The organism is Enterococcus sp. C65 (assembly GCF_040887165.1).
Lineage (GTDB): Bacteria > Bacillota > Bacilli > Lactobacillales > Enterococcaceae > Enterococcus_B > Enterococcus_B hirae.
Window position 1 is genome coordinate 69,615 of the sequence record NZ_JBFOFG010000011.1, and the last position, 21,521, is coordinate 91,135.

At 35.7% G+C, this 21,521-nt stretch carries 22 protein-coding genes and 1 tRNA gene; 14 read left to right on the forward strand and 9 right to left on the reverse strand.

Features of this window, described 5'->3' with window-relative positions; all coding sequences use genetic code 11:
* Window positions 1-366 precede the first annotated feature (366 nt).
* A complete protein-coding gene (gene rsmI, locus AB3I12_RS12035; RefSeq protein ID WP_010718684.1) occupies window positions 367-1,233 on the forward strand; it encodes a 16S rRNA (cytidine(1402)-2'-O)-methyltransferase in 867 nt (288 codons plus the stop codon).
* Window positions 1,234-1,377: 144 nt separating this feature from the next.
* Window positions 1,378-1,638, forward strand: a complete 261-nt coding sequence (locus AB3I12_RS12040; protein ID WP_002328071.1) for a hypothetical protein — start codon at window positions 1,378-1,380, stop codon at window positions 1,636-1,638.
* Between the two features lie 291 nt (window positions 1,639-1,929).
* Here the strand turns inward: AB3I12_RS12040 and AB3I12_RS12045 are convergent, their stop codons facing one another.
* A complete protein-coding gene (locus AB3I12_RS12045; protein WP_002328072.1) occupies window positions 1,930-2,277 on the reverse strand; it encodes a thioredoxin family protein in 348 nt (115 codons plus the stop codon).
* Between the two features lie 538 nt (window positions 2,278-2,815).
* On the opposite strand from AB3I12_RS12045, the gene AB3I12_RS12050 reads away from it, so the two are divergent.
* Together AB3I12_RS12050 and AB3I12_RS12055 are read left to right on the forward strand one after the other, a co-directional pair.
* Window positions 2,816-3,766, forward strand: a complete 951-nt coding sequence (locus AB3I12_RS12050; RefSeq protein ID WP_063627446.1) for a permease — start codon at window positions 2,816-2,818, stop codon at window positions 3,764-3,766.
* Between the two features lie 10 nt (window positions 3,767-3,776).
* Complete coding sequence (locus tag AB3I12_RS12055; RefSeq protein ID WP_063627445.1) at window positions 3,777-4,640, forward strand: TIGR03943 family protein; 864 nt, start codon at window positions 3,777-3,779, stop codon at window positions 4,638-4,640.
* Between the two features lie 141 nt (window positions 4,641-4,781).
* Here AB3I12_RS12055 and AB3I12_RS12060 read toward each other — a convergent pair whose 3' ends face one another.
* Window positions 4,782-5,273 carry a threonine/serine exporter family protein gene (locus tag AB3I12_RS12060; protein WP_063627444.1) on the reverse strand — a complete coding sequence of 164 codons (492 nt, stop codon included), beginning with the start codon at window positions 5,271-5,273 and terminating at the stop codon, window positions 4,782-4,784.
* A gap of 15 nt (window positions 5,274-5,288) precedes the next feature.
* Window positions 5,289-6,041 (reverse strand): threonine/serine exporter family protein, encoded by a 753-nt coding sequence (locus tag AB3I12_RS12065; RefSeq protein ID WP_010718680.1) that lies wholly within the window; start codon window positions 6,039-6,041, stop codon window positions 5,289-5,291.
* 119 nt (window positions 6,042-6,160) lie between these two features.
* Between AB3I12_RS12065 and AB3I12_RS12070 the strand changes: the two genes are divergently transcribed.
* From AB3I12_RS12070 to AB3I12_RS12100, 7 genes are all read left to right on the forward strand, one after another.
* Window positions 6,161-6,231 (forward strand) — tRNA-Gly (locus tag AB3I12_RS12070).
* Between the two features lie 285 nt (window positions 6,232-6,516).
* The gene (locus AB3I12_RS12075) at window positions 6,517-7,233 is read left to right on the forward strand and encodes a DNA/RNA non-specific endonuclease (RefSeq protein ID WP_010718679.1); all 717 of its coding nucleotides are present in this window, start codon (window positions 6,517-6,519) and stop codon (window positions 7,231-7,233) included.
* A 268-nt stretch (window positions 7,234-7,501) separates the two neighbouring features.
* Window positions 7,502-7,768, forward strand: coding sequence for an IreB family regulatory phosphoprotein (locus AB3I12_RS12080; protein ID WP_010718678.1), 267 nt, complete (start codon window positions 7,502-7,504; stop codon window positions 7,766-7,768).
* Window positions 7,765-8,196, forward strand: coding sequence for a Holliday junction resolvase RuvX (ruvX, locus tag AB3I12_RS12085; protein ID WP_010718677.1), 432 nt, complete (start codon window positions 7,765-7,767; stop codon window positions 8,194-8,196). The genes AB3I12_RS12080 and ruvX overlap by 4 nt, the downstream gene beginning before the upstream one ends.
* A 23-nt stretch (window positions 8,197-8,219) precedes the next feature.
* The gene (locus tag AB3I12_RS12090) at window positions 8,220-8,531 is read left to right on the forward strand and encodes a DUF1292 domain-containing protein (RefSeq protein WP_010718676.1); all 312 of its coding nucleotides are present in this window, start codon (window positions 8,220-8,222) and stop codon (window positions 8,529-8,531) included.
* A gap of 412 nt (window positions 8,532-8,943) precedes the next feature.
* Window positions 8,944-9,411, forward strand: coding sequence for an RNA polymerase sigma factor (locus AB3I12_RS12095; RefSeq protein ID WP_010738038.1), 468 nt, complete (start codon window positions 8,944-8,946; stop codon window positions 9,409-9,411).
* Window positions 9,411-10,337 carry an anti sigma factor C-terminal domain-containing protein gene (locus AB3I12_RS12100; RefSeq protein WP_063627443.1) on the forward strand — a complete coding sequence of 309 codons (927 nt, stop codon included), beginning with the start codon at window positions 9,411-9,413 and terminating at the stop codon, window positions 10,335-10,337. Before AB3I12_RS12095 ends, AB3I12_RS12100 begins: the two co-directional genes overlap by 1 nt.
* Before the next feature lie 389 nt (window positions 10,338-10,726).
* Here AB3I12_RS12100 and AB3I12_RS12105 read toward each other — a convergent pair whose 3' ends face one another.
* From AB3I12_RS12105 to AB3I12_RS12130, 6 genes are all read right to left on the reverse strand, one after another.
* Window positions 10,727-11,029: a hypothetical protein gene (locus AB3I12_RS12105; protein ID WP_063627442.1), complete on the reverse strand. Its 303-nt coding sequence runs from the start codon at window positions 11,027-11,029 to the stop codon at window positions 10,727-10,729.
* A 122-nt stretch (window positions 11,030-11,151) separates the two neighbouring features.
* Window positions 11,152-12,171 carry a phosphotransferase family protein gene (locus tag AB3I12_RS12110; RefSeq protein WP_010718672.1) on the reverse strand — a complete coding sequence of 340 codons (1,020 nt, stop codon included), beginning with the start codon at window positions 12,169-12,171 and terminating at the stop codon, window positions 11,152-11,154.
* Between the two features lie 75 nt (window positions 12,172-12,246).
* Window positions 12,247-14,052, reverse strand: coding sequence for an ABC transporter ATP-binding protein (locus tag AB3I12_RS12115; protein WP_063627441.1), 1,806 nt, complete (start codon window positions 14,050-14,052; stop codon window positions 12,247-12,249).
* Complete coding sequence (locus tag AB3I12_RS12120; RefSeq protein WP_063627440.1) at window positions 14,049-15,776, reverse strand: ABC transporter ATP-binding protein; 1,728 nt, start codon at window positions 15,774-15,776, stop codon at window positions 14,049-14,051. The genes AB3I12_RS12115 and AB3I12_RS12120 overlap by 4 nt, the downstream gene beginning before the upstream one ends.
* Window positions 15,773-16,225 (reverse strand): MarR family winged helix-turn-helix transcriptional regulator, encoded by a 453-nt coding sequence (locus tag AB3I12_RS12125; RefSeq protein ID WP_010718669.1) that lies wholly within the window; start codon window positions 16,223-16,225, stop codon window positions 15,773-15,775. The genes AB3I12_RS12120 and AB3I12_RS12125 overlap by 4 nt, the downstream gene beginning before the upstream one ends.
* Before the next feature lie 448 nt (window positions 16,226-16,673).
* On the reverse strand, window positions 16,674-17,507 hold the full coding sequence (locus AB3I12_RS12130; RefSeq protein ID WP_063627439.1) for an N-acetyltransferase: 834 nt from the start codon (window positions 17,505-17,507) through the stop codon (window positions 16,674-16,676).
* Between the two features lie 283 nt (window positions 17,508-17,790).
* On the opposite strand from AB3I12_RS12130, the gene AB3I12_RS12135 reads away from it, so the two are divergent.
* From AB3I12_RS12135 to AB3I12_RS12145, 3 genes are all read left to right on the forward strand, one after another.
* Window positions 17,791-19,431, forward strand: a complete 1,641-nt coding sequence (locus tag AB3I12_RS12135; protein WP_010718666.1) for a malolactic enzyme — start codon at window positions 17,791-17,793, stop codon at window positions 19,429-19,431.
* A 218-nt stretch (window positions 19,432-19,649) separates the two neighbouring features.
* Entirely contained in the window at window positions 19,650-20,972 is a 1,323-nt protein-coding gene (locus AB3I12_RS12140) for a 2-hydroxycarboxylate transporter family protein (protein ID WP_010718665.1), read from the forward strand.
* A 305-nt stretch (window positions 20,973-21,277) separates the two neighbouring features.
* The coding region (locus tag AB3I12_RS12145; RefSeq protein WP_368015662.1) for a DUF1310 family protein at window positions 21,278-21,521 on the forward strand (244 nt) is incomplete at its 3' end.

The following is a 21,521-nucleotide window of genomic DNA, read 5'->3' on the forward strand; positions in this document are numbered from 1 at the left end:
GTTCAAAGCATTGCTTCTGCGGAATTAAGCTCAAAAAATTAAAAATATGAAAAGCTATTTTCAATTTTTCGTTCTTAATTCTTGAAGCAGCCCGTGCTTTTCACGACCTTTACACGGCGTTCAAACATCAGCTCCTTGAAATAAGCCTGAATTTTTCAAAACATGAGAAGCTGTTTCAAAAAATTCTTTCTTATTGTCATCGGAGCTACCCGATGTTTTCACGACCTCTTACACGGCGTTCAAAGCATTGCTTCTGCGGAATTAAGCTCAAAAAATTAAAAATATGAAAAGCTATTTTCAATTTTTCGTTCTTAATTCTTGAAGCAGCCCATGCTTTTCACGACCTCTTACACAGGAGAATAAATCATGCTTAATCAAAAAAGTTTTAAAGGACATCATGAAACTGGCTCGCTTTATTTAGTACCGACTCCGATTGGCAATTTAGAAGATATGACTTATCGTAGTGTACGGATATTACAAGAAGTAGACTTGATTGCCAGTGAGGATACACGAAATACCCAAAAATTACTGAATCATTTTGAGATTCAGACACCGCAAAAAAGTTTACATGAACACAACTATAAGGAACGAATTCCGCAATTGATCGCTGAGTTGATGTCTGGTCGCTCGATTGCACAGGTAAGTGATGCTGGGATGCCTTCTATTAGCGATCCAGGACATGAGCTGGTACTTGCTTGCATCCAAGCGGGGATTCCAGTAGTCGCTATTCCAGGACCAACTGCTGGGATGACTGCGTTGATTGCTTCAGGCTTGTTACCTCAGCCATTTTTATTTTATGGTTTTTTAGGAAGAAAGAAAAAAGAACAACAAACAACGTTAGAAACATTGAAAGAATACACAGCTACATTGATTTTTTACGAATCTCCTTATCGGATCAGTGCAACTTTAACGAATATGTTGACTGTTTTTGGTAACCGTCAAGTTGTTTTGTGTCGAGAATTAACAAAAATCCATGAAGAATATTTACGTGGAAGTATTGAAGAGTTATTAGACTACATTGAAGAACACCCTGTAAAGGGAGAATGCTGTTTATTGGTTGAAGGAAATACTGGAAGTGAAGAGCCACAAACACAAATTGAAGGATCATTGAAAGAACAAGTCGAACAGTTGATTGCTCTTGGGGAAAAAACAAATGCAGCTATTAAAGCTGTTGCTGTAAAAAATGGACTCAAAAAGCAAGAAGTATATCGACAATTTCACGACTTAGACTAGTTGTATCGAAAAAGATATTTTTTGAAAGAAAGTTATGTCCGAATTGCATAGGAAAGAACGTTTCTTTCCTAGTAATGACCATTTGCTTTCAATGAAAATTTAACTGATTTGAGACTTTTTCTAACGATTATCGAGGTGATCAATGTGAAAACATATGTAGGTTTACTTGATAAGATCAGAGTGATAAAGACGCAACCATTGCTTGTTCGGTTTACATTGGAAACCATTCATCAGCCACTTAATTGTATTGTTGCAAATGTCGAGATTGCGGATAAGTTGATGATGATGGAAGAAAGAAAATATAACATTGCTGTGACAGGACACTTGAATCGACGTAATCAGCTAGTTGTTGAGAGTTTGCAAGTGAGAAATCCAGATCAATATACACGAAATCTCAAAATCTAGAGCGAGTGCGAGAAGTACTATGAAATTGGTGCGGTGCAATGTTACCCGCAGATTTCAAATATTAAAACACCATGGAGATTGAATGAAGTTCAACCTCTATGGTGTTTTTACGTAATGTCAACTACATAGCTAAATAAACCATAGTGAAAAAAATACTAGAACGAATTTCCAAAATTTCGCCCATAGTAAGATGAAGGGAACTTAAGCAAACCTAAGAAGTATTTTATCCTATCTAAAGGTTAGCGCGCATTAATTGTCTTCATATGGCTATAGTATAGGTTAAGACAACGATTACTGAAACAATTCTTCATAGCTGATCGTTTCATCAGAGTTATTTAACTGATCCAGCAGCGTTTCTAGTTTCGCAAAATTGATAAAGCGTGCTTGTCGTTCGACTTCTTTATTTTTATGGTAGATCAAAATAACAGGAGCAGTCAATATTTGAAAGGCGCTAGCTACTTCAGGTGTTTCCACAGCATCTAAATGAAAACTAGGAAAATCATACTGATCCAATAATTTCTTCAAACGAGGAAGAACAGCATGACATACGCTGCAATTTGGCATAGATAAGTAAAGAACTACCGTTTCATCTTGTGCTAATGACTGATGTACTTCTGATAGATTCGTGGTTTTTTTCATATAAAAAACGTCCTTCCTAATCAAAACAGCGAGACTGGGACAAAACTTGTCTCAGTCTCTTCTAGTATCTCTAAAAACGGATAAACGGTGTTCAAAGAGCTGACCTTCGGCGATAAGTCAAAAAATCTCAAAACATGGGGAGCTGTTTCGAGATTTCCATCCTTAACGCTCAGGTCAAAACACTCTTTTCACGACCTCTTGTTCACGGTGAGACAAAAGTAGCATCTTCGGAAAATTTGCCGAAATTTACCAAAAATTTGAGAAGCACCAAGTAGGTAACAATCAACATCAAAAACGAGTTTTTGTGTTTCTTGTCAATTTTCGGAAATTCCTTCTTATTTCTTGATGCTAAACACTTTTGTCTCAACCTAATTTCGTGAACCAATTTAATCACAATAAGAAAAAAAGTCAACTAACTTGTCTTATTTTTATCAAATAAAAGATAAGAGTTAGGTAAGAAATAGAAGTAACCTTGTTTTTTTTTAGCGAAAAGCGTATATTATTCTGGCAAATGATGTTTATAGTAAGGAGCGAAAAAATGTTTTCTTTTATACCAAATTCGGTATTGCAGATGAGTACGATTTTTCTATCAATCGTTATTGAAGCTTTACCATTTGTTCTATTAGGCTGTCTCATCTCTGGGGCACTACAAGTCTTTTTAACACCTGAGCGAGTCAAACGCTGGTTACCAGATAATCGCTTTTTATCCATTTTGACTGGTTCTGTTTTAGGCTTTTTCTTTCCATCCTGTGAATGTGGGATCGTACCGATCGTTCATCAGTTTGTCAAAAAAGGAGTTCCTGTGCATACCGCTTTCGCATTTATGTTAACAGCACCTATTATCAATCCAATCGTCATTTTTTCTACTTTTATTGCATTTGGGAACTCTTGGGAAATGGCCGGTTGGCGAATGGTTGGAAGCTTTGTGGTAGCGTTGATCATTGGTATCTGGCTCGCTTATTTTCAAAAAGAAAGTGTATTGAAAACGAAGATCCAACAAACAATCGATCATAACCATCATCACACCCATCATCATGACCACACCCATGGTACCAATGAACACGAGGAGGTCAAAATTGGGAGAATCAAGCAACTTAGTCAGCAAACAGGTCATGTCCTCACACATTCGATCGATGAATTTTTTGATACGGGTCGTTATCTGATTGTCGGTGGTCTGATTGCCGCTAGTATGCAAACTTACTTGCCAACTCGTGTCATGTTGACACTGGGCTCAACCAAACTACTAGCAATTATTATCATGCTTCTTCTAGCTTTTACGATGTCCCTATGCTCGGAAGCAGATGCGTTCATCGGGTCCTCCTTACTCAGCCTTTTTGGTACAGCTCCTGTGGTGGCATTCTTAGTATTTGGACCAATGGTGGATATCAAAAACCTTTTGATGATGAAACGCTATTTTAATGGTCGCTTTATTTTGATGCTCATTGGTTTGATAGCCGTTAGTGTGATTGGTTTTACATTATTTATCTAGGAGGAGCAGTATGATACGATTTTTGATATTATCTGGTTATTTTGAGCTAATGATGTATTTACAAGTATCTGGGAAATTAGATCAGTACATCAATGTTCATTATCGTTATTTGGCTATTTTATCGATGATTTTATCTGCTTTACTTGCATTGGTCCAATTGTATATTTGGGTCAAGAGTGATTCAGTAAAAGGGAAAAAACAGGGAGATGAAGAAGTACACCATCACCACGATCATGATCACGATCACGGGTTAACCAAACCCTCACAACGAGTGATCGCTTATGTTCTGTTGGCTTTACCTGTTATTGTCGGTACTTTATTTCCAACAGTCAGTTTAGATACGACGATTGTGGAAGCAAAAGGATTCAATTTTCCAATAAGTAAGGAGTCGGTTGGAGACCCTGAAATGCAGACACAATATTTAAAGCCTGATACGAGCATTTATTTTAACAAGTCTGACTATTTGGATCAGATGAAAAAATTAAAAGAAAAATATGATGACAAACAGCTTATTAAGATCACTGATGAGAATTACTTGGAAGTCATGGAATTGATTTATAATTACCCAAGTGAATTTATTGGGAAAAAAATCTCTTATGAAGGCTTTGTGTATAAAACGCCAGATGGGGAAAAAGAAGATAATTTCTTATTCCGTTTTGGAATCATCCATTGCGTTGCTGACTCAGGTGTATTCGGTCTATTGACACATATGCCGGAAGGAACGAATGTCAAAAACGATGAGTGGTATAAAGTCGAAGGCACCATCCAATCTGACTACTATGAACCCTTCAAACGGGACATTCCAGTTGTAGAGGTCAATACTCTAACCAAAATCGAGGCGCCCAAAAATCAATATGTGTATCGGTCATTTTAAAGCAAAGACTAAAATTATTAGTGACAAAAATAACTGATGTGACAATAAAAAACCAAAGTACTTGAAAATAGCTTGTAGCTTGCCTATTTTCAAGTACTTTGGTTTTTTATTCATGGCACGATTATTTTCGCCGTTACTTTTTCATTTATGAACGTTTTTAGATGTTCTTTTTTTTCGTTTCAAAAAAATGGCTTCTCGTTTTAATTTGAAGTTTCGGATATTGTGGTTGAAGACCTCTGATAAAACGAGTCCTAAAGCAATAGCACCAGCAATCATGATCGCTTGAACTGTATAACTTGCAGCTGCCTGATACGAGCCAGTTACTAGATTTCTCACTGCTTGATAAGCCAGACCTCCAGGAACTAGTGGTACCATGCCAGGGATATTAAAGATGGTTACAGGCATTTTTAATCGTTTAGAAAAAAGATCACTGATAAATGCAACACCTAAAGAACCCAGTAACGAACCAAAAGCCGGCGTACCACCTAAGTCCACACATACCCAATAGATCATCCAGCCAAAGGCACCAGAGAGCCCGCAACAAATCAAGGCACGTCTAGGAACGTTGGTGATGATTGCAAAAGCCGCTGTGGCTAAAAAGCTAAAAGAAAATTGAATAAATAGATTCCACATCATCATGTTCCTTTCTCAATAAAAAAGTTGGAAGATAAAGGCAATCGCAAATCCGATCATTGTGGCAGTCATCATGGCTTCTGTACCACGAGAAACTCCAGAAACATAGTGTCCAGCTAGTAAATCCCGAATAGCATTTGTAATCTGTACTCCAGGAACAAGGGGCATGACACAACCGATGATGATCAAATCCTGATTGGCACCTAATCCGACACGAACGCTGAGAATAGCTGTAAGACCAATTAACAAGGAAGATAAGAACTCTGACAAAAATTTGATCCGAAAAAATTTTAAACTATATAAGTAAATCGCATAGCCGATACCGCCGATCATCAAAGTGATTGGTAGATCACTCATTTCTCCACCAAATAATACCATGATCGTTCCGCTAATCACCGCAGCACTTAAAATTTGAAGCCATACTGGGAAAAATGACCGATCTTTTTCAATGGCTTGTAAGGCAATGTAGAGATCATTCAAAGTTAACTCACCAGCAACATATTTTCTAGAAAGATTATTGACATTGACAACTTTTTCCAGATTAATGGAGCGATTGGTGATTTGTTCCATTCTAATGGTTGACGTACGGTCAAGACCAATAAACAAACCCGTTTGAGTAACATAGCTGACCAGTCGATAATTGCCAGAAGCAAGAGCGATTCGGCTCATTGTGTCTTCTACTCGGTACATCTCAGCATTGCTTTCCATCATGATTTTGCCAGCTAATAAACAAGTATCAAGTAATAAATCCAACTCTTTTTCTGTCATAATATTTTCTCCAATAGTTCATTTGTTGCTTTTATTTTACTACAAATGACTAAATAAAAGAGAAATAAATAAATACTTGAGTATGAAAAGAAAGAGGCGTATACTGATTTTTGTAAGATGCGGGTGTAGTTTAGTGGTAAAATCCCAGCTTCCCAAGCTGATGTCGCGGGTTCGATTCCCGTCACCCGCTTAAACGAACGATAAGAATGAAGAGAAACAGTATTGATCACATGTTGTTTGATCAATACTGTTTTTTGTTTTTGAGTCACAAGGTATTTTTTGCTTGATTAAGTGAAAACATACTGTTTTAAGATCAATGATTTTTTATGACGTATTCTTTTTAAGAAGAGATCCATTTTTACTTAGTATAGAGAATTAAAGGTAGAAATAAATGGAATAAAATAAGTTTAAATATTTTAAAAAAGGGGAACGTATGTTAAAGTTTAGAATAGTTGTTTAGAAAAGGAGTAAAGAAATGCAGAAAAAATCAACAAAAGCCATTATGGGTGTGGTTGTTGCTGTTTTAGCAGGGGCACTAGGACTATCAACACAAAAAAATTCAGATATCGTTCAACAAATTACTGGGTTATTTGACTCAACCCCACAAGCGTCAAAAGTAGCAGACGTACCAGAATATGATGGGAAGCATCAAGAAATTGAGATCAATCAGAATCGTCCGGATTTCACTGAAGAAGATTTGAGCTTAGCTAAAGGAACATGGCAAAGCTATTCAAATATTGATCGATTGAACCGTGTAGGTGCGGCCAATGCGTTATTGGGAAAAGACCTTTTTCCCAAAGAAAAACGCGAGCCGTTGTATATTGATCCAACTGGTTGGAAACAAAAAAAATTAAGCGATGGCCAATGGCTTTATAATCGTAGCCATTTGATTGGTTATCAATTGACTGGACAAAACAACAACATCAAAAATTTGATGACAGGTACTCGTTCATTAAATGCGCCGTATATGCTAGTCCATGAAAATGATATTGCCGCTTATATCAAAGAAACCAATCATCACGTTCGTTATCGTGTCACTCCACATTTTAAGGGGAATGAATTAGTTGCCAGAGGAGTGCAATTAGAAGCAGAAAGTATTGAAGATAAAAAAATAAAATTTAATGTGTTTATTTATAACGTTCAAGAGGGTTATGAAATCAACTATGATACCGGACAGGCGAGAAAAAAATAGCTAATGACATTTGATAGTATACGAAAAAAGTATGAACTTTTTGAAGAATTATCGAAAAAGCTTATATTTATTTAAATATAGCGTATACTTTGGTTAAGATACGATCAAGTAACTGAACATTTGATCACAAATATGTTAAAGTAATGAGAAGTCTGTTTATTAATTTAACTGGAAGTTTTTTAAGATTTATTTGTAGTTTTAAGGTAATTCGAGTAAAATAAAAGTGTAGAAGGTAAATGAATACCTTGCGGGAAAGAGGTGTAGAATCATGGGTTTTACAGATGAAACCGTACGTTTTGGTTTTGACGATAGTCGTAAAAAAGAAGTAAGTGAGACATTAGCGATCGTTTATCGGGCTTTAGAAGAAAAAGGCTACAATCCAATTAATCAGATTGTTGGCTACTTGCTTTCTGGAGACCCGGCCTACATTCCTCGTTATCGTGATGCAAGAAACTTGATACGCCGTCACGAACGCGATGAAATCATGGAAGTAATTGTTAAAGATTATCTAACAAACCATGGGGTAAGTATATGAGAGTAATGGGCTTAGATGTGGGCTCAAAAACAGTTGGTATTGCTGTTAGCGATCCATTTGGTTGGACCGCTCAAGGAGTAGAGATCATTCGTATTGATGAAGAGGCGGAAGAGTTTGGCTTTGACCGTTTGAAAGAACTAGTCGATCAATATGAAGTAGACCGATTTGTCGTAGGCTTACCTAAAAATATGAATAATACAATTGGACCAAGAGCAGAAAGCTCAATGGCTTATGGAGAAAAAATTAAAGAATTGTTCTCGTTACCAGTTGAATATCAAGATGAACGACTAACCACAGTTCAAGCTGAACGAATGTTAGTTGAGCAAGCCAATACATCAAGAGCTAAAAGAAAAAAAGTGATTGATAAATTAGCTGCTGTCATGATTTTACAAAATTATTTAGACGGTTCAGGAAAAAAATTATTTTAATTTCAATGAAAAGAGGGAGACTTATGACAGAACATAACCACACACATGACCACGATCACGAAGGGCACGAGCATATCACCTTAGTAGATGATCAAGGAAACGAAACATTATATGAAATCTTATTAACAGTTGATGGACAAGAAGAATTTGGCCGTAACTACGTATTGCTTTATCCAGCTGGTGTACCAGAAGATGAAGATGTTGAGTTACAAGCCTATGCTTATGTCGAAAATGAAGATGGCACAGAAGGCGAACTAGAACAAATCGAAACTGATGCAGAATGGGACATGATTGAAGAAGTATTCAACACGTTCATGGCTGAAGAAGAAGAATAGTCTTAAAATGACGGCTGAACCCTTGATGGATAAGGGTTCAGCTTTTTTGTGTTTTGCTTTGACCACGGTTATTAAAAATCGGCTCTTTGTCAAGAAGGACTGATGAGTGGAGTAAAATCAAATCTGAGTCTGAAAAATCAACTCGGTTTCATCAGCCACATAAATAATAGAGTCAAAATAGTTAAGTGTATTTTGTTTTAAGGAATGATCAAGAATAAAGTATGCAGAAAATATCTGATTTCTAGATAGGAATATAAAACCCTTCGTAGGGTACGATATAATAATAAGAGGTTCTTTGTGATGAAGTATGTGACTTGTCATTGTTTCTAAGAATGAAATGACAGATAAAGTAAATATTCTTGTCCACTTTTTCAGATGTTCAAGCGTTGTATAGATGAAAGGAGAAAATGAAATGAAACAGGAGGGAACATTTGAAGAAGTATTACTTTTATTAGGGCAAGAAGTAATCAGAGTGCTAATAGAAAAGGGGAGTACGTTGGAAGACGCAGAAGATGCTGTTTCTAAAACCTATGATACTATATTTTCTTCTCTTATCTATATGACACAGGATAATTTACGTCCTTGGTTTTTTAGAGTTTCTTTCAATAACTATATTGATCTATTCAGGAAAAAGAAGCGTGAAAAAGAGCTTATTTTTCGCTATGTTGACTCGCAGTCGAATGGAACTAATGAATCAGAAAATTTATGGATGATTATCGACTCGCTAAAAAGGCAAGAACAAGAATTACTGATTTTTAAGTATTATTATCGACTATCGTATGAGGACATCGCGAGTATGTTAAATCAAAAAGTAGAAACCGTGAAAAAACAATTATACAGAGCACGAAAAAAATTAAAGGCAAACTGGGAGGATGAGTGATGGATTTGAATAGGAGTATCAAAAAAGCCAAAAGAAAGCAGATAATAATGGTCAGTTGTGTTTCAATCATAATTTTTCTTACGATGTCGGGTATCTTGGTTTTTATATTAGATAAAGTCGCTACGAAAAATTATCATGAGCTAGATCAGTCGTTATTTGCTTACCAAACAATTGCGTCACCAAATACACAAATTGACTCACAAGTGATTGCTAATAGCTCAATTTTGGGCGGGGAGGTCGTAACTAACCAATCGAAAAACATTGATGGCTACATTGTACCCTGGAGTAGTTTACATAGTAAGTACAATGTTTTTGGCAACGAAGTGGACAATAATGAACGGATGACATCTTGGTATCATTCCCTTAAAAATTCATATGAATATAATCGTCAAACCAAACAAAAAGTCGCCACATTCTACAATCCGACGATTGAAAACTATTATGGTGGGGTGAAAAATGAATTAGCGGATTTAAAAAGCACGGATGATTTACTTGCAGAAGTAGCGATTTCCTTTGATCGGCCCTATCGCTATAGTGAAGTGAAAAAAATATTTCCGGAAAATGTCAATGTTGTCTGGTTGTATTTGTTTTCTGAAGAGAGAGACGAAAGCAAAGGACGTTCCGGTATGCCAACGTATGGTTTTCAGTTAAGTTTTGATGAAAAGAATCAGCTGATTGATGCAGAAGCAGATAAAGATTATTTTTTCAGCTCATTTGAATCACACGTTTCTTCTGTGAATAATAAAGCAATGGTAAATTTTCTAAAGGAAAACGAAAATAAGAAAGTAGATGACCTAGAAGTCTTAGGAGTAATGATTACAGGACAAGCAAAGAATTTAGCAGAACTAAAAGACAAACCCTTTGTTAGAGGCAGTTCTGTTGGTGTAACAGTACCGATTGTTCCATACATTGTACCAGAAAAATAGTAAGCTATCCTAAGCAAGGAAATTGATTTAGTTCGTTTTATTTTATAAAGGTAAACAGAGGGTGTTCAGAAGACAACGGATTTCTGGACACTTTTGTTGTAATCGAATATGAAGTGTATCCTATTCTTTTTGTGTCTATAAACACTCAAACAAAGTTCATTAAATGTTTAGATGTGCTGCAAGTTTTTTAATTGCTTTATTTTTAGTCGCTTGGCTAAGGTTAACCATCGGTGTCTATTTTCTTGTTAACAGCCAACTGATGAATCTATGTTATCTAATACAATAGAAGAATTGAGGTATAACAGGTAATTAGATATCGTATTTCTTCTGAAAAATAAAATACTCCAAGCAAGAGAGAAACTCTCATTGCTTAGAGTATTCGCAAGCCCTTATTTTGATGAACTTTTCCAATTCTCGTATTGTTCTTTCAACTTCTTGATATACCAAGGGATTCGTTCAGGATTGTTGCTCAGAAAAGTCAAAGCATTTTCTTCAGATTCAACAATTTTTTTATCAATCACATAGGCAAATTTTTTTATGTCCATTTCTAACTTATCAATATCACTTATGAAAAATAGTTGTCCGTTAGTTTTGGCGGTCTTATTTAATGAACTCCATTTTATTTGTTTATTTTCATATGAACTATCATTAGACTGATTGTTTTCAAAACGAAATTTTATTTTTTTATTCATAAGCTTCCTCACCCTTTATATTCATCCTAATTTTTTGGTTTCAAGAAATATTTCATTAAGATAGATTGGTTAGACTTATCTTTTTAAGTTATTTTAATCCTTTTTGTTAGTTGGAATTCTCTTTATTTGATAACATATTCATTTTTGCTCAATTTTTTTAAAAAGGTTTTAATTTTTGAATTTAGATAGTATCGGTATATTTCCGCTACAATTTTCGGATAGCGATAGGTGCATGCTATTTCTACCAAATGAGTATAGATGTCATAGAGTACAAGCCTAATCTTATCTTCTTGACTAAACGTAAAATGATCATTTATCACTTTACTGTAACCTGAGATGAAATTTGGATCTTTTTCTAATCTATCTAACATGAATGAAGGGAATGTGGCTAATGGATCTCCGAAAAAGAATCGTTCAAAATCAATGATACCTGAGATAGTCAACTTTTCTTTTTTGGGTGCCAAATATATGTTTCCAGTCCACATATCATAATTAACAAGCTTAGGTATTTGAATTTCATCTAGCAACTCTTTTCTTTGTTCTATAGCAGATAAGATTTCAGTATACGGAATTTTGTATCCGTGCTGTCGCGCATCCTCTAACAAATCGCTAACCATAGCCGTAAATGCTTCACTCCAAGATGTGTAACGATAATGACGTTCTTCTTTGATATAGCCAAACCATTCGCCTTCAATCCCATGTAATTTAGCATTTATTTTCCCGAGTTTTTTCATCAATTCAGGTCTTGATTTATTTAAAAGCAAGTAATTAGAAAAATAGTTGGACCAAGTTTTTCCTTTAACACACTCTAATAGAATGTAATTATAAGGAATCACTTTTCTTGAAAAATCATATGCATACATTTTGGGTACAGGGACATGATGATCTTGGAGCAACTGATAAACATAAACTTCTGTGTAAAGTCCGCCTTTTTCTAACAAAGGTAAACCAGCACTTTCGTCAGGTGCAGTCTTTAATACTACTCCGTTGCGTAATTCTTGGGTGCCTTTTATTAGGTAGACTGTATTCAGCGTTCCTTCCTTAAATTGTTTGATACTCGTAACTTCAGAATGTTTAAATTGTTTGTATATAACTGTTTTGATTTGTTCATTTGTTAGCGCATTTTTTGTTGAAATCTTCATACCTTCCTCCATACGTTACTTGCAATAATTTAGTTTCTTCATTCGTCGAAAGAGCATTGATACCAAGCCCTTAGATTAGGCTGCAAATTGGCTATTATATAAATCAGCATAGAACCCATTTTGACGAATCAATTCTTCGTGATTCCCTTGTTCAATAATCGTTCCTTTGTCCATGACCAGAATATGATCAGCATCTTGAATCGTTGAAAGACGATGTGCGATGATAAAACTTGTACGGTTTTTCATCAGGGCATCCATTGCTTTTTGAATTTCAGCTTCCGTACGTGTATCTACACTAGACGTTGCTTCATCTAAAATTAGAATTGCTGGATCTGCTAGAATAGCTCTAGCTATAGTTAGTAATTGCTTTTGTCCAACAGAAATATTTGATGTTTCATCATCCAAGATAGTTTGATAACCATCAGGAAGGGTACGTATAAAATGATCGATTCGTGCAGCTTTAGCAGCTTTGATAATCTCAGTTTCTGGAGCATCTCTTTTTCCATAAGCAATATTTTCAGCAATAGTACCCGAGGATAGCCAAGTATCTTGGAGAACCATCCCAATGATCGAACGCAATTCTTGACGAGTCATTTCCGTTATATTGACATTATCGATAGAAATCTTACCTCCATTTAATTCATAAAACCTCATGATTAAGTTAACTAATGTTGTTTTGCCAGCACCTGTAGGACCAACGATGGCCACTTTACTTCCCGCTTTAACATCAATATTGATGTTATCCATCAACATCATGTCTTCTTTGTAGCCGAAACGAACATTTTCAAAACGCATTTGTCCTTTGACTTTAGGTAAGCTAATGCGTTTGTTCGTTTCAGGAATTTCTTCTATTTCATCTTCTATTTGATAGATCCGCTCAGCAGCGGCAATAGCTCCTTGAAGTGAATTAGAGATATAGGCAAATGTAGACACTGATTCAGATACTTTTTCAATATATTGTAAAAACGCTTGAATATACCCAATTGAAATACTTCCATTTAAAACAAGAATTGCCCCGCCAATTGCGATTACAACATAGCCTAAATGGTTCATAAATTGGATGATTGGATTGATGACGTAAGTAATGAACTTTGCTTTTTTTTCTTTCTGACACAGATCTTCATTTAAAGACGCAGTATTCTGAATCATTTCATCTTGGATATTAAACGCCTTAATAATTATATTTCCTGTGAATGCTTCTTCGATCTGAGCATTCATGTTTCCCAAAGCTTTCTGGTTCTCAGCATGAGCAACCTGTGTTTTTTTCGTGAACATTGAAGCAATTACCAGACTCAAGAACACAGTGCCTAGTACAATCAAAGACAGCAAAGGACTAATCATAAACATGATGAACAAGGCACCAATCATTGCTACAAATGAAGAAAGCAGTTGAGAAATTCCATCTTGTAAGGTTGTCGAAACTTTTTCAAGGTCGCTAGTGATACGACTGGATATATCTCCTTTTTTATGTGTATCATAAAATCGAAGTGGCACTCTATTCAGTTTTTCACTAATTCGTTTTCTCATTGAAAGCGTGACATTTTCTGCAACACTTGCCAAGACATATTGTTGCAGATAACTAAACAAAGCTCTGGCGGAAAAAATACCAACTAGCAATAGCAGCAACGTATTCATTGAGTGTATGCCTATTGTAAATGCGTTACTTGTTTGTACAGGTAATTGAACTTCTTGGGCAATAAGATTGATAGCCTGAGCTAATAACAAAGGATAAATTATACTCAGTAACGAACTAATCCCTACACCTATAAGAGTTAATAGTAGTTTCCATTTTTGTCCCATGAGATCAGTGTACAGACGAGAAGTTGTTTTTTTCACACTCTTTATTTTTGATGGATTTCCATTTACGGTCGTGTTACTCATGCGATATCCTCCTTGCTAAACTGAGAATCAACGATTTGTTTATAAGGTAAGCAAGTCTCTAATAAAGTCTGATGGGTGCCAATACCTGCTACTTTACCTTCGTCCAAAACAATGATTTGGTCGGCATCGATAATTGTATTGATTCTCTGAGCTACAATGATCATAGCGGCTTCTCTTGTTTCCTTTTTCAAGAGTGATCGAAGTTTCGCATCCGTCTTATAATCTAGGGCTGAAAAACTATCATCAAATACATATAACTCAGGCTTTTTAATTAATGCACGTGCAATGGCTAGTCTTTGTTTTTGTCCACCAGAAAAATTATTTCCTCCTTGTGCTACTGATGTTTCAAATCTATCATTTAAGCTGTTAATGTAATCATTGACCTGAGCAATTTTACAAGCATGAGTGATTTCCTCATCTGTTGCATCTTTCTTACCATGTTTAAGATTATCTAAAATCGTGCCACTGAATAAAAAAGCTTTTTGAGGCACATAGCCAATTTCCTCTCGGAGGGCTGCACTAGATAAATTTTTGATATTTTTCCCTTTATAGGAAATAGTTCCTGTATAAGAGTGATAAAACCCCATAAGTAAACTTGCGATTGTTGATTTTCCAGAACCTGTACTTCCAACGATAGCTGTAGTTTGACCTTTCTTTACACTAAAACTAATGTCTTCCAACACTGGTTCTTCAGCATTTGCATAACCGAAAGACACTTTATCAAATTTGATTACTTCCGTTACTTCATCAGTTTCATTGATAGAAGTCTCTGAGGAATCATCTTCCTCGACATTTAAAACAGCTAGTATCCTATCTGCACTTATTTTTGCTTTCGGAAGGCTAGTGATTCCTGCAAGTCCCATGATCAATGACATAAGAATGATAGAAGAGTATCCGATGACGGCAATGATATCTCCTAATTGCATTGATCCATTGGTTACTCTGATATTTCCTAGATAGACAATCAACAATGTAGAAAAATTCATGATAAGCGTAATGATCGGCATGAGGATGGCAAATAGTTTATTTATACTAACTGCTGTTTTATTGTAGTCAAAAAAGGATTTATCCATACGGCTCTTTTCATAATCCATACGATTAAAGGCACGAATGACTCTGACACCAGTAATTTTTTCCCTAATATTCTTATTCATCTTGTCAAAAAGCGTTTGCTGTTTTGCTAGAAGAGGAATCGCTTTTTTGCTAATTAAAAAAGCTAAGAAAAGAATGACCACCATGATTCCCATGATGCTGATTGCTAAACCAGTATCTTTTGAAAAAGTGAGAACTAATCCAGCAATTGCCATGAAAGGAGCGGGTAAGAGCATTTCAACTGATGAAGAAAAAGCTTCTTGGATTTTTGTTACATCGCTGGTATTTCTACTGATCATTGAAGCTGGCCCGAAATCATTGAATTTATCTATTGATAGATTTTGTGCTTTTTGAAATAACGCATTTCGAAGGTCACGGCCTAGATAGGCAGAAATTTTTGAAGAAAGATAAGTACCAAAGATGGAAAAACTCATGATAGTAAGTGCTACCAAAATCATCAGCGTACCAATTCTCCAGATATAATCTAAATCTCCTTGAAGAATACCATTATCCACAATATCTGCAGTGAGGGTAGGGATATATAATGTTCCAAATCCTTGTATGAAAACACATAAGATCATTACTATCGTTTCTTTATAATATGACTTTAAGAAGGAAAATAATTTTTTCATGATTCATTTCTCCTTTTTAAGTAATCTTCTAAAGAGAAAAAGAGTTCATTGGAAAATCTCTCAAAATCATCAATAAAAGTTGGTGCAATTTTCATAGTTTCTTGAAGGGCTTTATTTTCAATCTCATATACCGGTTTTAATACTTCTTGGGCATAGAGGAGACCTTTTTCAGTTAAACAGATTTGTAATTCACGTTTTTTCCCAGGAATATTTTTCAGAGTAATGTATCCATCTGATTCACATTCTTTGATCAGCGTATTGATTGTTGTTTTGGGAAATGACCAATCCTCGCAGATTTGTTTCTGTGAATGGAATTCTCCATCGTCTAAAACATATAAGAGCCAAAATAAATTTTCTTTGACACCAGATAATTTTGAAATTTTCCAATAAACACCATCAAGTGTAGAAGTTATTTTTCCAATTCGTTGATTCGTGTGTTTTTCAGCCATTTATGAACCTCTCCTTTATAATCCTAATTCGTACTTATGATAATAATACGAATTCGTACTAATGTCAATGATAGAATTTAGTCTTTTGATAGGTTCTTTGTTTTTATTATTAGAGAATAATAGTTGGTCGAAAAAAATAAGAAGTGACTAGTATAACGACTGGATTCATAAGAATGGAGGACACATTTCTAGTAGGGGAAATTTGAATGCTAAAACAATTTCTTAAAACGACTGAATTAGGACTTAGTAGATGTGAGGAATGGAATGGGATATTTATTGAGGAGACATTTGATTGTTTTTCTTTACTGGAGGGATCAAAGTGAAGGGTGAAAAATGAAAAGATGTTGGTGAACTTCACCAACATCAAAACGTATAAAGCCATTCTATATAGAGCATTTCTTAACTGAAAAACTGTTTTATTTCTAGTGATACTTTGGAGTGACAGCTTTCAATATTTAGTCAGTTGGCAAACATAGTAATCAAATGTACTTTTCTTTTCAAAGCCCATGTTTACATATAAATCATATGCAATTTGATTGGTTGCGTCGACTTCTAAATAAATTTCTTTTTCTTCTTTGATTAATAATTCTTGGATCAAACGGTTCAAGCAAAGTTTACCTAACCCTTGACCACGAAAAGCCGGTGCTACGACTAAGCCGTAGATACCATAGGAAGATAGATCCTCTTCGATTCGGGCACAAGCAATCAGTTGATTTTCTTTATGAAAAACAACTGTTTTCTCTAAATCTTCAGATGACAATGGAGGAACCGTTGCCCCAATTTCTCCTAATTGGAGTTGGGCAATTAGGGAAGATTCCTTTAAAGTAGCTTTTTGTGGTCGATAAGGAGAATCTAGCTGTTTAAATTTGTTTGGCTGAAGAATCAACCGATACTCAGTAAACTGTTTGTTCAATTCTTTTTTCGACTCAAAGTAATGTTTCAAAAAAAGGTCACGTGGATCAGTGATGTAAAGAATCGTTGTTCGACCGATGGTTTGAGCAAATCGCATTATTTCATCAAGTAGTTGTTGTAAACAAGCCAAATTTTCATGCACGATCATTGTCACTTCTAGTTCACTCTCATCATAAAAACTTAAAAAAGCATAGGCAATAAGTGTCTCTTCTTTAAAACAAAGGACATGGCGGATCTGGTCGTTCGTTTGTTCAGCAAAATCAGGAGCTAGTTTAAACTGGCAGTGACGCTGCTGTTCGATCTGTTCTTTCAATTCACGGATCGTTTGCTTGGTATCAGGTTGTAGCTGTGTTGTGATAGATGCTTTCATTTGTTTTCCCCAATCAAAAGATTTTTCTCATCTTATCTTATTTTTTTAACCAACACAATAAGAAAGTGAATCGCGGTAGTTGGTCGTTCCTTCATTTGGTCATGAAGCCAGAAAGCGAGTCATTGTATTCAACGAGAGTGTCATACAAATGCAATGCTCATAAAAATATAGTTTATAAGGAAAAGTGACATATAAATAAAATTTATGGTAGGTATTAGTTTTGACTATATTCTTTTCTCACGCCTATACTTCCCTTGTTACTAAAACCTAGGAGGAATTAGCTATGTTGACAGGATTAAACTTATTAAATAATCCATTTTTAAATAAAGGAACAGCTTTTACGAAAGAAGAACGTGCGAAATATGGGATTACAGGTATGTTACCAAGCACAGTCCAAACGTTAGAGGAACAATCGATTCAAGCATACGGACAATATTTGAGTAAACAAAGTGATCTTGAAAAACGAATCTTCTTAATGAATTTATTCAATACAAACCGGACACTTTTCTATAAATTAATGGGACAACATTTAGTTGAGTTTATGCCAGTTGTTTATGATCCAGTCGTTGCGGATTCAATCGAACAATACAATGAAATTTTCTTAAAACCGCAAGATGCTGCGTTTCTTTCAATTGATGAACCAGAAAATATCAAAGCAAGTTTACAAAATGCTGCGGACGGTCGAGACATTCGCTTGATCGTGGTGACTGATGCAGAAGGAATCTTAGGTATGGGTGACTGGGGAGTCAATGGTGTAGATATTGCGATCGGTAAATTGATGGTTTATACAGCAGCTGCTGGAATCAACCCTGCCCAAGTATTACCTGTATCGATTGATGCAGGAACAAATAATGAAGAATTACTAAATAATCCATTGTATTTAGGAAATCGCCATCGTCGTGTGACAGGACAAAAATATTATGAATTTATCGATCAATTCGTTGATGCAGCAACGGATCTTTTCCCAGAACTATTACTACATTGGGAAGATTTTGGACGAGGAAATGCTGCAACGATCTTAGAAAAATATGAAGATAAAATCACTACTTTCAATGATGATATCCAAGGAACAGGGATTGTTGTTCTTGCTGGTGTACTAGGTGGACTGAATATTTCTGGAGAATCATTGAAAGACCAAACTATTTTGACTTTTGGAGCCGGTACTGCGGGCGTAGGTATTGCCAATATTCTATTAGACGAAATGATTCGTCAAGGTGTATCAGAAGAAGAAGCTCGAAAACACTTTTATCAAGTAGACAAACAAGGGTTATTATTTGAAGATACAGAAGGTTTGACTCCAGGACAAATTCCTTTTGCTCGAAAACGATCTGAATTTACTAATTCTGCTGAACTAACAACTTTAGAAGCGGTCGTAAAAGAAATTCATCCAACAATCATGATTGGGACATCGACTCAACCAGGTGCGTTTACGGAAGAAATCGTTAAGGAAATGGCAAGCCATACACCACGTCCAATCATCATGCCATTGTCTAATCCAACGAAATTAGCGGAAGCGAAAGCCAAAGATTTAATTGAATGGACTGATGGGAAAGCATTAGTAGGAACTGGGATTCCGGCAGCAGACGTGGAATACCAAGGAGTAACTTATCAAATCGGACAAGCAAACAATGCGTTGATGTATCCAGGGTTAGGACTTGGTTTGATTGCTTCAACGGCTACACGTGTGAATGCTGAGATCATTTCTCAAGCAAGTCGTGCATTAGGTGGAATCGTTGATGTTACACAACCAGGCGCAGCAATTTTACCTCCAGTTGCGAAAATCACTGAATTTTCTCAAACGATTGCAGAAACAGTAGCGAAATCTGTTGTTTCTCAAAAATTGAATCGTGAAGAAATCACTGATATCAAAGCAGCAGTGGAATCTGCTAAATGGGTACCAGAATACCAAGAGTTAGACAAATAAGCTTGACCAAATTTCTAAAACAAAGTGAATGAAGGATTAGTTGAGCACAATCATACACAGAGTACGTTAATCGGTGAAAGGAAAGCAGCTGATTAGATGCAACGAGGTGAAAAATGGGAATCACCTGATGAAGAAGCTATAAAAATCAGATATTGAACTATTTTTCAACGTACCTCAGCCTTTCACCGTGCTTTTTTATTCAGAAAGGATCTGTATGAATGACACAAAGAGAAGAATCAACTACAAAAGTTGAAGAAAAAACAAAAGAAGGATTTTGGACAACTAAGATTACTGGAGTAAGTCTTCCTATCTATTTTGTTATGGTATTAGTCCTGATCGTTGCAATGGCACTTGGAAAATTACCAACGAATATGATTGGTCCGATCGCTGTTCTAGTGATATTCGGGAATTTATTTCATTTTATTGGTACAAAAATCCCAATCGTTAGAAGTTATCTAGGTGGAGGTTCCGTATTTGCGATCTTTGCCTCAGCTGCAATTGCGACTTTTGGTATATTACCAGAATACGTGGTGAAAGCTACTGAAAATTTTGTAAGTAACATGGGTTTCTTAGATTTTTATATCGCAGCTTTAATCACTGGGAGTATTTTAGGGATGAACCGTAATTTACTAATGAAAGCATCGGTACGTTTCATTCCAGTAGCACTTATTTCAATGATTGTCTCGTTTTTTGCTGTTGGTCTAGTTGGAATGTTAATTGGTAATGGGTTTGGACGTTCCGTACTGTATATCTCTTTACCAGCAATGGCTGGAGGAGTTGGAGCTGGCGCAGTTCCATTATCTACGATTTATGCGAACGTCTTAGGAACGAATGCTTCCTCTATTATTTCTCAATTACTCCCAGCTACAGCAATGACTAATGTCTTAGCCATCATTGGAGCAGCTTTGGTTGCTCGTGCAGGAAAATCAATGCCTAAATTGAATGGTGAAGGCAAACTTATGGCAAAAGGCGATCTTGGTGACGGTAAACCACGGAATGTGAAACCATCGATCCCCCAATTAGGTGTAGGTCTAATGGTGTCATTGACATTCTTTATTTTAGGACAAATCGGCAACTACTTTGTGCCAAAAATCCATGCGTATGCATTCATGATTATCATTGTCGTGATTTGTAAAATTACAAATCTCTTACCTGATTATTATGAGGATGCAGCAATTATGTTCAATAATCTGATCGTTAAGAATTTAACAGCAGCTGTCCTTGCAGGAATAGGGATTGCGCTATTGAATCTAAATGTCTTAGCTTCAGCGTTAACTTGGCAATTCGTTGTTTTATGTTTGACAAGTGTTGTAGCAATCTCGCTCACTTCAGGATTCGTGGGACGTTTATTCGGTTTGTACCCAGTTGAATCAACCATTACAGCTGGATTGTGTAACAACTCAATGGGTGGTACAGGGAACGTAGCAGTATTATCTGCGGCTAATCGAATGGAACTAATTGCTTTTGCGCAAATGGGAAATCGTTTAGGCGGTGCAATCGTCTTGATCATTTCAGGATTTTTGATGCAACTATTTTCTTAAGGAACGAAGACAATAATTTTTTTCCTACTTTAATCGATAAGAAAAACATAGATCTGGAACAACGTTTGTTCCAGATCTATGTTTTTTTGTTTACATTCTTCTAATTGAGCAGGAACTACCCATGATGAAAGTCATGAGTGTTCTTGGATAATCCATCAAACCAAAAGCATGAATCGTAAAAGAAATCAGATCAACAAAAAAATTGGGTTTATCTGACAAAAATCTTCAAGTACTTGCGTATCTCTATTATGAAAAGAGAATGACGAACGTGTTGGTCAAATAGATAGAAAACAGGAAGAGGATTTATGAAAAAACAAAATATGATGTATCGTTTAATGAAAATTTTAGGGATAGCAGTAATCATAATCGGAGGGATTGTGTACATGAAACAAAAGCAGCTTAATGAAGAAATGGTCAATATGATTAAGAGTGACCGAGTAGCGCAACTGATCGAATCTGAGTTAAAACGGTTAGATCCCAAAGCATTAGCAGCTGAAGGAATCGTCCATTCGTATGAAATTGATTACGAAAGTATTGAACCTAATCGTT

Excerpts from the sequence above, each read along its gene's own strand:
- rsmI (WP_010718684.1), top strand. The coding sequence starts at position 367 with ATGCTTAATCAAAAAAGTTTTAAAGGACATCATGAAACTGGCTCGCTT.
- AB3I12_RS12045 (WP_002328072.1), bottom strand. The coding sequence starts at position 2,277 with ATGAAAAAAACCACGAATCTATCAGAAGTACATCAGTCATTAGCACAA.
- AB3I12_RS12050 (WP_063627446.1), top strand. The coding sequence starts at position 2,816 with ATGTTTTCTTTTATACCAAATTCGGTATTGCAGATGAGTACGATTTTT.
- AB3I12_RS12055 (WP_063627445.1), top strand. The coding sequence starts at position 3,777 with ATGATACGATTTTTGATATTATCTGGTTATTTTGAGCTAATGATGTAT.
- AB3I12_RS12060 (WP_063627444.1), bottom strand. The coding sequence starts at position 5,273 with ATGTGGAATCTATTTATTCAATTTTCTTTTAGCTTTTTAGCCACAGCG.
- AB3I12_RS12065 (WP_010718680.1), bottom strand. The coding sequence starts at position 6,041 with ATGACAGAAAAAGAGTTGGATTTATTACTTGATACTTGTTTATTAGCT.
- AB3I12_RS12075 (WP_010718679.1), top strand. The coding sequence starts at position 6,517 with ATGCAGAAAAAATCAACAAAAGCCATTATGGGTGTGGTTGTTGCTGTT.
- AB3I12_RS12080 (WP_010718678.1), top strand. The coding sequence starts at position 7,502 with ATGGGTTTTACAGATGAAACCGTACGTTTTGGTTTTGACGATAGTCGT.
- ruvX (WP_010718677.1), top strand. The coding sequence starts at position 7,765 with ATGAGAGTAATGGGCTTAGATGTGGGCTCAAAAACAGTTGGTATTGCT.
- AB3I12_RS12090 (WP_010718676.1), top strand. The coding sequence starts at position 8,220 with ATGACAGAACATAACCACACACATGACCACGATCACGAAGGGCACGAG.
- AB3I12_RS12095 (WP_010738038.1), top strand. The coding sequence starts at position 8,944 with ATGAAACAGGAGGGAACATTTGAAGAAGTATTACTTTTATTAGGGCAA.
- AB3I12_RS12100 (WP_063627443.1), top strand. The coding sequence starts at position 9,411 with ATGGATTTGAATAGGAGTATCAAAAAAGCCAAAAGAAAGCAGATAATA.
- AB3I12_RS12105 (WP_063627442.1), bottom strand. The coding sequence starts at position 11,029 with ATGAATAAAAAAATAAAATTTCGTTTTGAAAACAATCAGTCTAATGAT.
- AB3I12_RS12110 (WP_010718672.1), bottom strand. The coding sequence starts at position 12,171 with ATGAAGATTTCAACAAAAAATGCGCTAACAAATGAACAAATCAAAACA.
- AB3I12_RS12115 (WP_063627441.1), bottom strand. The coding sequence starts at position 14,052 with ATGAGTAACACGACCGTAAATGGAAATCCATCAAAAATAAAGAGTGTG.
- AB3I12_RS12120 (WP_063627440.1), bottom strand. The coding sequence starts at position 15,776 with ATGAAAAAATTATTTTCCTTCTTAAAGTCATATTATAAAGAAACGATA.
- AB3I12_RS12125 (WP_010718669.1), bottom strand. The coding sequence starts at position 16,225 with ATGGCTGAAAAACACACGAATCAACGAATTGGAAAAATAACTTCTACA.
- AB3I12_RS12130 (WP_063627439.1), bottom strand. The coding sequence starts at position 17,507 with ATGAAAGCATCTATCACAACACAGCTACAACCTGATACCAAGCAAACG.
- AB3I12_RS12135 (WP_010718666.1), top strand. The coding sequence starts at position 17,791 with ATGTTGACAGGATTAAACTTATTAAATAATCCATTTTTAAATAAAGGA.
- AB3I12_RS12140 (WP_010718665.1), top strand. The coding sequence starts at position 19,650 with ATGACACAAAGAGAAGAATCAACTACAAAAGTTGAAGAAAAAACAAAA.